Source organism: Treponema ruminis, from assembly GCF_014201975.1.
GTDB classification, from domain to species: Bacteria; Spirochaetota; Spirochaetia; order Treponematales; family Treponemataceae; genus Treponema_D; species Treponema_D ruminis.
The window spans coordinates 567031-581489 of record NZ_JACHFQ010000001.1; the positions used below are offsets into that span (position 1 = coordinate 567031).

The 14459-nt window shown below is 43.6% G+C and carries 9 protein-coding genes; 6 read left to right on the forward strand and 3 right to left on the reverse strand.

Going from position 1 to position 14459, the window contains the following annotated elements:
• The first annotated feature begins 36 nt into the window (after positions 1-36).
• Positions 37-2106 carry a glycogen debranching protein GlgX gene (gene glgX, locus HNP76_RS02350; protein WP_306790371.1) on the forward strand — a complete coding sequence of 690 codons (2070 nt, stop codon included), beginning with the start codon at positions 37-39 and terminating at the stop codon, positions 2104-2106.
• A gap of 18 nt (positions 2107-2124) precedes the next feature.
• On the forward strand, positions 2125-4587 hold the full coding sequence (locus tag HNP76_RS02355; RefSeq protein ID WP_184657072.1) for a glycogen/starch/alpha-glucan phosphorylase: 2463 nt from the start codon (positions 2125-2127) through the stop codon (positions 4585-4587).
• Positions 4588-4666: 79 nt separating this feature from the next.
• Here the strand turns inward: HNP76_RS02355 and HNP76_RS02360 are convergent, their stop codons facing one another.
• Complete coding sequence (locus tag HNP76_RS02360) at positions 4667-6223, reverse strand: GGDEF domain-containing protein (RefSeq protein ID WP_184657073.1); 1557 nt, start codon at positions 6221-6223, stop codon at positions 4667-4669.
• Between the two features lie 75 nt (positions 6224-6298).
• Positions 6299-7867, reverse strand: coding sequence for a sodium/proline symporter PutP (putP, locus tag HNP76_RS02365; protein WP_184657075.1), 1569 nt, complete (start codon positions 7865-7867; stop codon positions 6299-6301).
• Between the two features lie 165 nt (positions 7868-8032).
• On the opposite strand from putP, the gene HNP76_RS02370 reads away from it, so the two are divergent.
• The 3 genes from HNP76_RS02370 to HNP76_RS02380 all read left to right on the forward strand — a co-directional run bounded on the left by HNP76_RS02370 (position 8033) and on the right by HNP76_RS02380 (position 12274).
• Entirely contained in the window at positions 8033-9616 is a 1584-nt protein-coding gene (locus tag HNP76_RS02370) for an SGNH/GDSL hydrolase family protein (RefSeq protein ID WP_184657077.1), read from the forward strand.
• 85 nt (positions 9617-9701) lie between these two features.
• Positions 9702-10928, forward strand: a complete 1227-nt coding sequence (gene purA, locus HNP76_RS02375; protein WP_184657079.1) for an adenylosuccinate synthase — start codon at positions 9702-9704, stop codon at positions 10926-10928.
• A 203-nt stretch (positions 10929-11131) separates the two neighbouring features.
• Positions 11132-12274: a hypothetical protein gene (locus HNP76_RS02380; protein WP_184657081.1), complete on the forward strand. Its 1143-nt coding sequence runs from the start codon at positions 11132-11134 to the stop codon at positions 12272-12274.
• A 47-nt stretch (positions 12275-12321) separates the two neighbouring features.
• Here the strand turns inward: HNP76_RS02380 and HNP76_RS02385 are convergent, their stop codons facing one another.
• Positions 12322-13365 (reverse strand): DUF8462 domain-containing protein, encoded by a 1044-nt coding sequence (locus HNP76_RS02385; protein ID WP_184657083.1) that lies wholly within the window; start codon positions 13363-13365, stop codon positions 12322-12324.
• 138 nt (positions 13366-13503) lie between these two features.
• Between HNP76_RS02385 and HNP76_RS02390 the strand changes: the two genes are divergently transcribed.
• Positions 13504-14427 (forward strand): hypothetical protein, encoded by a 924-nt coding sequence (locus HNP76_RS02390; protein ID WP_184657085.1) that lies wholly within the window; start codon positions 13504-13506, stop codon positions 14425-14427.
• Positions 14428-14459 lie beyond the last annotated feature (32 nt).

Sequence of the window (14459 nt, forward strand, 5' to 3'; positions counted from 1 at the left end):
AATATGGACTCGATTCGGACTAAAGCGGGAAAACCCATGAATTTGGGCACTACCGTTACGCCAAAGGGTGTGTATTTCACTGTATTCAGTAGGAATGCAAAAAAGATTTTTCTCGAACTCTATAATTCTGCGGAAGATGCAGTTCCGTATCACACGGTAGAGTTAACCCCGGAAGAAAACCGCACTGGTGATTTGTGGCATGTTTTTGTCGAAGGTCTCAAAGCCGGTGATTTGTATCTTTACCGGGTTGACGGTCCTTTTACGCCAAGCCGGGGCCATCGCTTTGACAAGAATCAATCTCTTTTTGATCCGCGTGCAAAGGCTTTTACGACGGGCTCTGTTTTCAAATACATGCAGCCTGGCAAAGATAAATACATGGAGCGTTTCCCAAAATGTGTAATCATTGATGACGATGAATACGATTGGGAAGACGACAAGCCTCTTGCAATTCCGCTCGAAAAATCCATCATTTACGAAACTCACTTGAAAGGTTTCACAGCTTCGCCTACTTCAAAGGTCGAGCATCCGGGCACATACCGCGGCCTTATCGAAAAAATTCCTTATCTTCAGTCACTTGGAATTTCAGCAGTTGAGCTTCTTCCTGTTTTTGAATTCGATCAGTACGAAAATACAAACGTCAATCCGCGTACTGGCGCCCGCATGAAGAATTACTGGGGCTACAGCACAATCGGTTTTTTTGCTCCAAAATGTTCTTATTCGAGCGACAAGACTCCTGGCGGATGTGTTCGTGAATTTAAGGACATGGTCAAGGCCCTTCATAACGCTGGAATCGAAATCATTCTCGACGTAGTTTTCAATCACACGGCCGAGGGCAATGAAAACGGAATTTCACTCAATTTCCGCGGCTTTGACAACAAGATTTTCTATCACCTTGTAAACGACCACAAAGAATATTACATGAACTATTCAGGCTGCGGTAACGCGGTCAATGCAAATCATCCGGTAGTTCAGGATTTCATCATCGACTGTCTGCATTACTGGGTTCTTGAAATGCACGTTGACGGCTTCCGTTTTGACCTGGCCAGCGAGCTTTGCCGTGACGAAAGGGGCTACATTTGTGACAATGCTCCGATTGCCAGGCGAATTGCCGAGGATTCAATTCTCCGCAACACAAAAATCATCGCTGAGCCCTGGGACTGCGGCGGCGCTTATCAGATCGGCAACTTCCCGGGCGGAAGATGGTGCGAATGGAACGACCACTACCGTGACGGAATCCGCCGCTTTATCCGCGGTGACGAATACATTGCCAACGAGGCAGCCACACGAATTGCCGGTTCAAACGACATTTATGCTTTGAGCGGCCGTTCTCCGGTTCACTCAATCAACTTCATCACGGCTCATGACGGCTTTACCCTCAACGATTTGGTCACTTACAACTACAAGCATAATGAGGATAACGGCGAATGCAACCGTGACGGCAACGACAACAACCTCAGCTACAACTACGGTTACGAAGGTCCTACAATCAACCCAAAGATTGAGAATCTTCGTTCCACTCAGCTGCGCAATTTCTTCACAACGCTCATGATTTCTCAGGGCGTTCCAATGTTCGTTGCTGGTGATGAAGTTCGTCGCACTCAGGGCGGCAACAATAACGCATATTGTCAGGACAATGAAACTTCCTGGTTTAATTGGGAAGATTTGAACACTAATTCGCAGATGCTTGAATTCGTTCAAAAACTGATTGCTTTGCGAAATCAGCATCCTGTGTTCCATCGTCGCACTTTCTTTGGCGGAGCTGCTACAAGCCAGTTCAACGAGCCTCCTGACATCAGCTGGTTCAATTTTGACGGCACGATTCCGGACTGGAACAAGATGAACCGCTATCTTGGCTTCCGTCTTGGCGGAAAGGCTGCCGGGCTGCCAAAAGACGACAATGATTTCTTTGTCGCCATGAACATGGATATCCGCGATTTGACGATTACCATTCCAAAGCCGTCGAGCGGACGAAAATGGTACCGCACAATCGACACCTCAATTCACAACCGAACCGCGATTCTGCTTGGTGGTGAAGAAGAAACCTTGAATTCCCAGGAGCACTATGTCCTTATGGCAAATAGTATCTTGGTTTTAATAAGCAAATAAAGTTTTAAAGGAGTTTTTATGAAATTTGATGCAGAGAAATTCAGAGAGAATCTTTCCGCTCGTCTTCGCCGACAGTACGGAAAAGACATTTCTCAGGCAAACAGTCACGACTTGTTTGATGCTGTTTCTGCTTCTGTTCAAGAGCTGATAATGCCGGCTTGGATGGCAACCCGTCACGAGTACGAAAAAAAGCCTACAAAGCAGCTCTATTATCTTTCCGCAGAATTTTTGATGGGACGTGCTTTGAGCAACAACCTTATCAACCTCGGAATCAAAGAAGAAGTTCAGAAGGTTCTCAAAGATATGAACATCAACTTCAATCTTATCGAGGATGAAGAGCCTGATGCTGGTTTGGGTAACGGTGGTCTTGGCCGACTTGCTGCCTGCTTCTTGGATTCATTGGCAACCTTGGATTATCCTGGACACGGCTACGGCATCCGCTATCAGTATGGTATGTTCGAGCAGAGAATCGAAAATGGCTATCAGGTAGAATATCCTGACAACTGGCTCAAACACCGTGACCCGTGGGAAATCAAACGCTCAGATTTGGCAGTTACTGTTAAATTCGGTGGCGAAATCAAATATGGCAAAACTCCGGACGGACAGGATCGATTCTATGTCGAGAATGCAGAGGAGGTTACTGCAACTCCTTATGATATGCCTATAGTTGGTTTCGATACAAATACAGTCAACACACTCCGCTTGTGGCAGGCTTCAAGCCCGAACGGTTTTGACTTGCAGCTTTTCAATGATATGCGCTACAACGAGGCTGTTGTTCGCCAGAACAGCGCAGAGAACGTAAGCCGCGTTCTTTATCCGAATGATAGCGGTCCGACAGGTAAATCTTTGCGACTTAAGCAGCAGTATTTCTTCTCTTCTGCTTCTTTGCAGGATCTTGTTCATCACTTTGTTGCAGATTACGGCACGGATTTTACAAAATTCCCAGATCTTCACGTTATTCAGCTTAATGATACTCACCCGGTTGTTGCTATTCCTGAACTCATGCGAATCTTCTTGGACGAATATGGCCTTGGCTGGAACTCAGCCTGGGAAATCGTTCAGAAAACATTCGCTTACACAAACCACACAATCCTCGCTGAGGCTCTTGAAAAGTGGGATATTGCAATCTTCCAGAGCTTGCTTCCTCGAATCTATCAGATTGTTGAAGAAATCAACCGTCGTCTCATGATTGAGCTTCGTGCAAAATATCCGAACGACTACAAAAAGCAGAATCACATGTCTATTATCCATGACGGAAAAGTCTACATGGCATGGCTTGCAATTCATGCTTGTTTCAGCGTAAACGGTGTTGCAGAGCTTCACACTGAATTGCTCAAAAATCAGGAGCTCAAAGACTGGTACGATCTTTATCCAAAGAAATTCAACAACAAGACAAACGGTATCACTCAGCGCCGCTGGCTTTTGAACGCTAACCCAGAGCTTGCCGACTTCATCACAAAACGAATTGGTCACGGCTGGGAAAAGGATTTGACAAAGCTCAAAGGTCTCGAAAAATATGTTGATGATGACGCTTCTCTTGAAGAACTTATCGCAATCAAACGCCGCAATAAGGAAGCTTTGGTTGACTACCTCAAGCATAAACAGAATGAATTCCTTGATCCGGATTCAATCTTCGACGTTCAGGTAAAACGACTCCACGAGTACAAACGACAGCTCCTCAATGTCCTTCACATCATGTATCTTTATAACCGAATCATTGAGGACCCAAGCTACAATGCTCCAAACCGCACATTCATCTTTGGAGCAAAATCAGCTTCTGGTTACCGCCGTGCAAAGTCAATCATCAAATTGATTAACACTGTTGCTGAGCGCGTAAACAATGACCGCCGAATTGGTGGAAAGCTCCGCGTTGTATTCATTGAGAACTACCGCGTTTCTGTCGCAGAAAAAATCTTCCCGGCAGCAGACGTTTCTGAGCAGATTTCAACAGCCGGAAAAGAAGCTTCTGGTACATCAAACATGAAGTTCATGGTCAACGGTGCCCTCACAATGGGTACTCTCGACGGTGCAAACATCGAGATTTTCGAGGAAGCTGGAAAAGAGAACGGATTCGTATTCGGTCTTACAACTCCAGAAATCCTCAAAATGGAAGAAGAGCACTCTTACAACCCACAGCAGTATCTTGAGCGCAACCCGCGTCTCGAAAAGGTTGTTGAGCAGCTTGTTGACGGCACATACGACCCGACACGTCAGGTTTTCAAAGAGATTCACGATTCTTTGGTCTACGGTGTTGAAGGTCAGCGCCCGGACGTTTACTACGTTCTTGCTGATTTCGACAAATACTGCAAGGCACAGGAAGAGCTTGCCAAGGCTTATACAGACAAAAAAGGCTGGGCACGCAAGGCTCTCATTAACATTGCTAATGCAGGCAAATTCTCAAGCGACCGTACAATCGAGGATTACGTCCGCGATATCTGGCACTTGAAGAAAGTTGTTGTTGATAACGGCGAAGTTAAATAATAGGCTTAAAAGCTAGAAAGGCTGCCTGTTTGAAGTTCGGTTGAACCTCAGCAGGCAGCCTTTTTTATTTTGGGGGAAATTAATCTTTGGCAGGGGCTTTTATTGTCTTTTTGCTTTTGGACATTTCTTCGACGGCCCGCTTGAAGATGTTTTCAAAAGTAGTATCTATCTGTGGATCAAAAAGTGCATAGGCGATTGTGGCCGAAATCTTTTTCCAGTCTTCCAGATCCTGGTTTCCCTGGGCTTTTTTGACCTGGCGCTTGAATTTTGAAACAAGCTCGTCGACATGCTTAAAATCATGTCCTTTTAAAATGGCCGCAAATTCGTCGCCGTCAATCCTGAAGACAGGCGAATGGTCAAAAGTGTCGCAAACAATCTGACAGAGGGAAATAAGTGCCTCATTTCCCTTGTCGTAGCCGTAAGTGTCGTTGATTTTTTTGAGGGAGTTGAGGTCAATCAGGGCGAGGCCGATTTCCTGCAGGCCGTCCGACATTTCCCATTCAACGTGCTTAACTTCCCGGTCGTAGCCGTTTTTGTTGCGGATGCCGGTGAGTGAGTCTTTGACGGCATCCTCGCTCATTTCCTGAACCTTTTTCTGAGTGTCCTGCAAGTCCTGGCGGGTTTTGACAAGGAACTTCATGTAGGTTTCCAGCTTGAAAATCATTTCGGCAAATTTTGCCATAATCGTGGAAATTTCGTCCTTGTTGGTGACGTCGCTGAGAAGCTGCTCGGCGATTTCAGTCTTTTTGCTCTTTGAATATTCATCGATTGCATGCTGCAGGCGGATAAGCTTTCGGATATATCTCAAGCGGATTAAGAAAAGCAGAAATACCATGAAAAGGGTGAGGACACCGCTAATCATCAGCATCTGGCGAATTGTGGCGCGGAGGATTTCCTTGTTTACGGCTGAAATGAAGACTTCAACGCCAATCAGACCCAGCTTTTTCGTGCCGATGTAAAGGGGCATGTAGTAGGCGTAGGTTTTTCCGTATTCATTGTCAAAAGAATCGTAACCGCTCGGCTGAATCCCGGAATTCCAGGCTTCCCATTCAGTTTTGTGTTCTTCGGGCGAGTGGGGGACAGAGATTCCAAGCTCAATGTATTTTTCACCGTTAATGATTTTTTCGTCGCGCATGGCATCGAGGGCGTACATTATCCGTCCTGTGTTGACGTCAGGAATTATGTACTCTACATAAGCCAGATTGAATCTTTTGCAGGCCTGCTCGAATTTGTAAAGGTAATACTCATGCTTATAAATTGTGTAGGCGGTCTTGATTTCTTTTGGAAGCTCGCTGAAGGCAATGTCGATGCCGGGAATTATTCCGGGATAATTCTGAGAGAAAAGTTTTTCGTATTTGTGCCGGGCCTGCTGAATTTCTTTTGGACCGAAATCGTGGGGAATATTAAGGTCTTTGTAGTTTTTTAGAAAATATTCCTGCCACCAGGCGAAATCTTCTCCGTCAGAAGTGAGCACATCTTCAAGATATGATGCGACATAACGAATGCTTTCTTCGCGCTGCTGTTTATAAAGATTCGTTTGATTTGCATAGGAAAGAAGCGAACTGATTACAAGCGTGATGATTGTAAAAGCCGCAAACATTAGGGTGAATTTGAAGGTGAGACTTCGATTTTTCATAAGAATTCTAAGCCCCCTATTAAGATGAATTTCAGAATTCTATTTTAACAGAGGACTTATGAATTTGCAAACTATTTAGTCACTCATTTTTTTATATGCATCGAACTGGGCGAGCACTTTTTCGTCCTTTGTTTTGTCGAGGAGAGAAACTACGACTGTGAACAAAAGACAGATTGCGAAGCCCGGCAGGATTTCGTAGAGACCGAAAATCGGGTGAACTGATGCAGGAAGGTTGTGCCACAAAACGACTGCAACGAAGCCTGTGATAAGACCTGCAATTGCGCCCTTTGCAGTTGTTTTTCGCCAGTAGAGAGCGAGAAGAACGAGCGGTCCGAAAGTTGCACCGAATCCAGCCCATGCATAAGATACGAGGCCGAAGATTGAAGATGACGGATTGAGTGAGAGAAGGAGACCAATCAGGGCAATCAGGAAGACCATGAAGCGGCTTGCGTTCAAGACTGTCTTTTCGTCTGCGTTTTTGTTGATGATTCCCTTGTAGATGTCCTGGGCTACGGCACTTGATGCTGCCAGAAGCTGAGAGTCAGCGGTTGACATTGAAGCCGCAAGGATTGCACAGAGGAAGATTCCGCCGATGAAAGCAGGGTACATTTTGAGCATTGTCGCACTGAAAACTGTTTCTGCGTCACCGAACTGATTTACGCCGTCAACGATGACTTCTTCTGCACCTGTTCCAAGGAGAACACCGTGCTTCAAAAGGTAAGCAGTTCCCATTGTACCGATTAAGAATGTGCCAACGTAAGAAATTACCATCCAGACAGTGCCGATTCGGCGTGCCTTTTTGATTTCGTCGTTTGAGCGGATTCCCATGAAGCGGACGATGATGTGAGGCATACCGAAGTAACCCAGGCCCCATGCGAGAGCCGAGATAATTGCCATGCCTTTGAAAGACTGGTTTCCGGCAAAAGCCTTCTGCATGTTCTCGCCGAATTCATTTGCGAGGGCACGTGCATCGAAAGACTGAACCTGAGCGATTGCCTCGGTAGGTCCGCCCAAAGCGAATACAGCGATTGTTGCTGATACAACGAATGCTACGAAAATCAAGGTTCCCTGAACGAAGTCAGTTGTACAGACGGCTGTGTAACCGCCGGTGATTGTGTAGCACAAAATTACGACCAGACCGATTGCAAGTCCTGCGTGATATGGGAGTCCGAAAACTGAGTTGAAAAGCTTTGCACAGGCAACGAAACCGGAAGCAGTGTAAATTGTAAAGAAGAATACGATTAAAACGACAGAAACGATTGAAAGAATGTGAGACTTGTCGTTGAATCGGTTTGAGAAGAACTCTGGAATTGTGATTGAGTCGCCGAAAGAAATCGAGCATTTGCGGAGTGGTTTTGCGACGAAAAGCCAGTTGAGGTATGTTCCCACGATGAGACCGAGCGCAGTCCAGAAAGTTTCGCGCACGCCGCCAAGGTAGCAGAGGCCAGGCAAGCCCATCAAAAGCCAGGCAGAAGAATCAGAAGCCTCAGCTGAAAGGGCAGTAACCCATGGTCCTACTTGTCGTCCGCCCAGGAAGAAGTCAGACGAGCTGTTGTTTTTGTTCGCGTTACGAAGGCCGATGTAAATCATGAAGCCAAGATAAAGCACGAACGCACAGATTTTTGCAATCATTACAGAATCCATTTTTAACTCCTATAATTGTTATAGAAAGAAGTTTAAAGGAATTTTTATTATTTTTAAATAGGTAGATATTGGATAGAATCTGACAAAATCCGACAAATTCACATCTTTTTTATGTCTTTTTTTTACAAGAGGGGCGTTTATAATTTATCTTAATAGGAGAAAACTATGAAAAAAATTCTTGCCGCAGGAATCGCTTTTACCTGCCTTTCACTTTCCGCAATCGCACAGGATGCTGCCACAGCAAAACTCGAAAAAGTCGAGGCTGTCGTTGCCACTGACATTCAAATTCCGGAAGGAAAAAAACTTTCGCGAGTCTTCATCGTAGGAGATTCAACCGCATCCCCATTCAACGACCCATATTATATTCCCCGCTTTGGATTCGGAACAAAAGTTCAGGATTATCTGAATTCAAAAAAGGCTGCCGTCGTAAATCTTGCAGTCAGCGGCCGCTCATCAAAGAACTTCATCACTGATTCAGGCTCTGGAAAAAACTACGAGCTTCTTAAATCAAACATCCGCAAGGGTGACTATCTTCTGATTGCTTTTGGCCACAATGACGAAAAGCTTGAGGAAGAACGCTACACAAATCCAAACGGCGGAAAAGACGAAGCCGGCTCATTCAAAAATTCACTTTACGAAAACTATGTAAAGCTTGCCCAGAATGCCGGTGCAATTCCGGTTCTCGTAACTCCGATTGTCCGCCTCAACAAAGATGGAAAATACGAAGGAAATTCAGTTCACGTCACAAAGGGAAGTTCAGAATTCCCGGGCGGTGACTATCCTCAGTCAATCCGCGACTTGGGCTCAGAAATCAAAGTCACTGTTGTTGACCAGACTGCAAATACAAAGGCCCTTTACGAAAAAATTGGCGACGAGGCAAAAAAATTCCACGCTCAGACAGGCATGAAGGAAGGTTCAATCGACACGACTCACCTCAATGCTTATGGTGCTTCTGTAATCGCTAAAATCCTCGTTGAAGACCTTGCAAAAAAGGACAAAAACTTCAAAAAGCTTGTTGGAAAAATCACTGAGCCAAAATATGACCTCGATTCACTCAAAAATGCAGACTATGTTGAGCCGGGCTATGGCGCACCTCAGGCAAAAAGCGTGAACTTTGAAACGACAGATCCTTGGTGGGGAGCAGCCTTCGGAAGCATCGGCGGTTCAACAAAGGCCGGAAATTCTGATTTGAACGAAATCGAAGAAAATGCAAACGGCGTTGTAATGCATTCCGGAATGAAGGACGGAAGCAAGGACTGTGGTAAAATCGCCAATTCTGAAGACGGAATTCTGTTCTATTTCCAGAAATTGCCAGTCGATAAAGATTTTACCCTCACAGCTGATGCAAAAATCCTCAACATCAAGTCAAACAATCAGGTTTCTTTCGGACTTATGGCACGCGACAACGTAATCATTGATGAAAGCCTGGGCGGATTGAACAGCAATTATGCCGCCGCCGGTGCAGTCAAGATTGCGAATGTTGATGCATGGTCAGCAGGATTTGCCCGAATCGACACCGTTTTGCAGGAAAATCCACATTCTGTTGAGTCAGTCCCGGCTAAAGGCACAAGCGTAGCCCTTTCAATCACAAAAAAAGGAAACGAATTCACGGTTCAGTACGGGAAGGAAGCTCCTGTAACATACACAATCAATCTGAACGAGTATGACAAGGAAAATATGTACGTCGGAACATACACTTCGCGAAATGCTTACGTAGAATTCACAAACATTTCCCTTGAATTGAAGTAAATTAGTATTCGTTGAAACAACCTTCAGTTTTTGATATAATATTTCGTATTTTTGCGTAGAAACACGCGTATTTTTGGGGGCTTTTATGAAGGTCGTTGTTATCGGTGCTCAGTGGGGCGACGAAGGAAAGGGAAAGATTGTTGATTACCTGGCAGAAGATGCCAAATATGTAGTCCGCTATGCCGGCGGACCAAATGCAGGTCATACAATCGTCGTTGATGGAAAACAGTTTGCACTTCATCAGGTTCCGTCTGGAATTTTGTATCCAAACAAATCAGTTTTCCTCGGTGCAGGCATGGTTATTGACCCTGAGGCACTTTTCAACGAGCTTCAGATGCTCAAAGACAACGGAATCGACTGGGAAGGCCGCGTTTTCATTTCTGACCGCGCTCACATCATTCTTCCTGGTTACCGCCAGATGGACAAAGACCGCGATGCAGCCCGCAAACGCCCGATCGGCACAACAGGCCGCGGAATCGGTATCGCTTATTCAGAAAAGGCTCACCGCGACGGTCTCCGCCTTGCAGATTTGGACTGGCCGGAGAAAATGGCTGAGTTCGAAGGCGAAAACCTCGCTTACCTCAACAAATACAAAGACAAGCTCATTGAAATGCGCGTCGATTTGACCGCAAAAATGTACGAATACCGCGAAGATGACATCCTTTTTGAAGGTGCCCAGGGCGCAATGCTCGACATCGACTCAGGTACATATCCATATGTTTCTTCCGGCGCTTCTTGCTCTGCTGGTGCCGCTACAGGCTGTGGAATCGGTCCTAAAGACCTGGACAAAATCCTCGGCGTTTTCAAGGCATACCAGACTCGCGTTGGAAACGGCCCGATGCCAACTGAGTTCAACAACGAAAGCGAAGGCGAGCTTTGTGAATATGTCCGCAAGACTGGCCGCGAATACGGTGTTACAACAGGACGCGCACGCCGCTGCGGTTATCTTGACCTCGTAGCACTCCGCTATGCTTGCATCACAAATTCAATCGATTCTCTCGTTCTCACACACCTCGACATCTACGACACATTCGACGAAATTGAAGCTTGTATCGCATACGAAATCGACGGTAAAGTCGTTACAGACTTTCCGGCAAGCGTTCCTGCAATGGAAAAGGCAAAGCCAGTCCTCAAAAAGTTCTCTGGCTGGAAGGCAAGCCTCAAAAAATGCCGCTCATACGAAGAGCTTCCAAAAGCAGCTCGCGACTATGTTGAGTTCATCGAAGACTACTGCAAGACGCCGGTCGGAATCATTTCAGTTGGTTACGAGCGCGACGAGACCTTCATCCGCGAGAATCCTTGGAAAAAATAAACCTCTAAGGTAATAAAATCCACCCCAAAGTAGGGGTGGATTTTTTTTGTCTTTCCTGTATTATAATTTTAAATAAAGGAGGCATGATAAAAATTACATCCATGTAATTTTTATCACGGCCAAGTTTTCACCGTTGGCGAAAACTTGCTGATTCGTTGCTTCCATGCAACGCCGCTAACGCGGAGTTTTTAAAGGAGGAAATTATGAAAAAAATTTTGTTAATTTTGCTTTCTCTTGCTACGATAATTTTTGTTTCTTGTAAAAAAGAGGATGAAGAGCCGACAAAAACTGTCAAAATCGAAAAATGGCCGGACAATGTAAAAGGTATTCAGATTATAAGCGGATACCGCTATACCGATTTAAAACAGGCAGGTACAAAAGAAGTTGCGGCTCCATCCGACAATATTACGATTCATGTTTTTGCTGCCGATGTCGAAGAAAGTGAGTCTGATACCTACGCTTTTTACGGAAATCTCACTACTGATGAAAAACTGTTCAAGGTCTTTGTAAACTGTGAGAATGCTGAAAACAAAAGCGGAGTTGTGCAGTCTGGGTATGGGGACGAGCGGCTTGAGACGAACGCAATTTCTTCGTTGTTTACCGCGAATGTTACTTGTAACGCTGACACTCTGGAAATTTCATTTGAAAATGCGCCGAGGAAAATCGCTTTTGATGAAATACGCCTTTCTGATGAAACAATCTATTCATATTTTGATGTAAGTGGGCTTAGAGAGCATGTAAAAGCTCATCTTTATGACGTACAGGCAGATGGAACCGGAACTTTTATAAAACAGGTTGTTTCAGATGGACTGTATTATGTGAATAAAAATTCACAGGTTAAGCTGGAGCTTTGGCCTGAGACATGGTATGAATTGAACGATTCAAAAGTGTATGCAAATGGTGTGGAACTTGCAGGTTCTGTTGCTGGGGGCTTATTTACTTATAATTTTACTGAAAACAGGAATAAGGGAGAGGTCATAAAAATTACTGGAAGCGGAGCTGACTTGATTAATGACTCTGATTTTATCAATACTGTGCTTATTTCCACTTCGATTATAAAAAAGAATGATTCTGACCCGGATATTTCTTCTGTTACGATCTTCTTGACTGGTCAGGATTACGACGGAAGCGACCGTAAAACTGCTTCCATCAATGTAGATGGAAGCGAGCTTATTGGTCAGTGGTTTATGAGCCGCACCGACAAGTGTGAGCTTTCATATCTAAAGTCTAATGGCGCATGGAACAGTCTGAATTTAGATAAAAATAATGACGGTTCATATTCGCTTATGCTATGGATGGAGAATGCGAAGTCTTACTATACAGTAAAACTTAAGAAGACAAAATAAACCTTTAAGGTAATAAAATCCACTTCAAAATAGGGGTGGATTTTTTTTTATTCTACATAATATTTGCTAACTTCCGCAAATCTAGGGAGTACGATTTCTACATATCCATGCTGTGGTGCTTGGATAATTCCCTTTTCCAAAAGCCGTTGTCGGTATTTCGAAAATGTCGAACTTGTCATATTCAGTTTCTTACAGACTTCACTAACTTGTGTTTTTGAATCTGTAATCGCAAGAATCACATTTTTGTCTTGTTCTGAAAGTCCTTGCCAAATTTTTCTGTAGACAAAATCATCGAGCAAATCATCGAATTTAAGAAGTATTTTTTCTAAAGAAAGTGAATCTTTATAATCGAAATACAAAAGTCCAAGTGCTTGAAAAGCAAAAGCATAGCCCTTCGTGGTTTTTGCGAGTTTTTTTGACATATCAAGGTCGGTTTCAAAAACTTTCTGATAAGTTTTTGTGATTTGTGCGAGACTCAAAGGCTCAAGCTTGATTTTTGGTGTTCGAAGTAGAAAAGTAAGTGCTGGATCATTTTGAATTGAATAAATATTTTCGTAAAGACCTGTCATAAGAAGAAAAACAGAAAAATCTTTTCGCAAAAGAATCTGGAATTCGCTTGCAAAATGTCGCATATTCTCACCGTTCATCACTTCATCAATAGTGATTAAGACTTTTTTGTTCTTTTTTCTCAAACTTTCCAAGATTTCACAGATGATACTAACGCTGTCACGGCTCTGATTTTCACCATTTAAACCTATTCCGAAACCAGCAATAGATAAATTGAAGCCCTTCTTGAATATGTCCGAAAAATTTTTGCATGAATCAACAAGTCGCATTGCGAAATCTGTAAGTAGGTCCTGGGTAGAGTTTAAGTCAACGATAATCCAATCATTTTCTTTCTCCAGTTCTTTTTCTATTGTTGTCATCAGAACGGTTTTTCCTGTTCCCCGCAATCCTTCTATGAGATACGCATTACTGATTGGATTTTCAGATTGGAATGTATCGATTATATCATTGACAAATTCATAACGAGAAATAATTTCATTTGGTGATTTTCCGAATGACAGCGTGAAAGGATTGTTCTTTGCCATGTAATTAGCCTCCTAAAAAAGTTTCATAATTCTGGTAACTATTCATAAATGTTCATAATTTATTTATTCTTTCATAATTCTTCATAATTTGCAAGTTTTTTTATCGTCTATCCTTGCCAAATTGCCGATATTATTAATATGAATTTAAGTAAGTTTGTTTTTTGTGCCTTCGCTTTGCCGGCGATTTTTAATATTTCCTGTTCAAAAAAAGATGTGATCGTTGAAGAAGAGCCGGAGCCGGAGCCTGTCGAGACGTTTGTAAGTGGAAAAATTTTGAGTAAAAAAGCTGGTCTTTGCCTTTTCGGGCGCGATGAACAAATGCACCCTGTGATAAAACTATCATGTGGTGATGACATTTCCGTGCTTGAAATTGATGGCGTGATTGATACGAAGTTTGTGCCTGATGAAAAAGAAAATTCGACAGAGAATAAGAATCTGACTAACGAAAGTTCGGAAGATTCTCAAAATAGCGGATATGTCGAACAAATTCCAGTCAAAGGTACGGAATACATTCATGTTGTTCATGATAACTTGGATTTCTGGCTTGAAAATACGGTTTTTGCATTGAATTGTGAAAATGCTGTTGCGATTGAAAAAACTTTCTTGTATTCGGATTCAACTTTGTCCCAGAAGATTGAGAGTCCACAAAATCCTCTGAAATTTGCCGCTCGAATTGCAAAATCTCTGGAAGAAACAGAGGATGGACTTGCGACGGAAAATCCTGAGGCCGCAAAAGTTTTCTATTATGATACCAAAGAAAAATCTGTCCGAAAGGCTTACGTTCTGGCATCTTCAATAAGCGCGAGAATTGATGACATCGTTGTGAGCCAGATTGCCGAGGATTTAAAAGTGACCAAAAGGGCTGTTCCACGCAATGAACTTTTTGCCCGCGCCGCGAAATATAAACCTTGTAAGAAAGTCCTTGCCGCTCTCAATGCGCAGAAAGAAGAAAAAAAGACTTACAGTTATCAGCAGGTTTTGAAGTCGGTGCAGAGAATGAATTTTGGCGTGAATGTGGATGAATTGATGACCGTGGACCAGTCGAAGGATCCGTTTAAGTGATTGCTTAACACAACTTCATTAATTTGATTCTT

What these genes read in the sequence shown, in the direction of transcription:
- HNP76_RS02385 (WP_184657083.1), bottom strand. Translation starts at nt 13,365, where the DNA reads ATGGCAAAGAACAATCCTTTCACGCTGTCATTCGGAAAATCACCAAAT.
- glgX (WP_306790371.1), top strand. Translation starts at nt 37, where the DNA reads ATGAATTTGGGCACTACCGTTACGCCAAAGGGTGTGTATTTCACTGTA.
- putP (WP_184657075.1), bottom strand. Translation starts at nt 7,867, where the DNA reads ATGGATTCTGTAATGATTGCAAAAATCTGTGCGTTCGTGCTTTATCTT.
- HNP76_RS02360 (WP_184657073.1), bottom strand. Translation starts at nt 6,223, where the DNA reads ATGAAAAATCGAAGTCTCACCTTCAAATTCACCCTAATGTTTGCGGCT.
- HNP76_RS02380 (WP_184657081.1), top strand. Translation starts at nt 11,132, where the DNA reads ATGAAAAAAATTTTGTTAATTTTGCTTTCTCTTGCTACGATAATTTTT.
- HNP76_RS02390 (WP_184657085.1), top strand. Translation starts at nt 13,504, where the DNA reads ATGAATTTAAGTAAGTTTGTTTTTTGTGCCTTCGCTTTGCCGGCGATT.
- HNP76_RS02355 (WP_184657072.1), top strand. Translation starts at nt 2,125, where the DNA reads ATGAAATTTGATGCAGAGAAATTCAGAGAGAATCTTTCCGCTCGTCTT.
- purA (WP_184657079.1), top strand. Translation starts at nt 9,702, where the DNA reads ATGAAGGTCGTTGTTATCGGTGCTCAGTGGGGCGACGAAGGAAAGGGA.
- HNP76_RS02370 (WP_184657077.1), top strand. Translation starts at nt 8,033, where the DNA reads ATGAAAAAAATTCTTGCCGCAGGAATCGCTTTTACCTGCCTTTCACTT.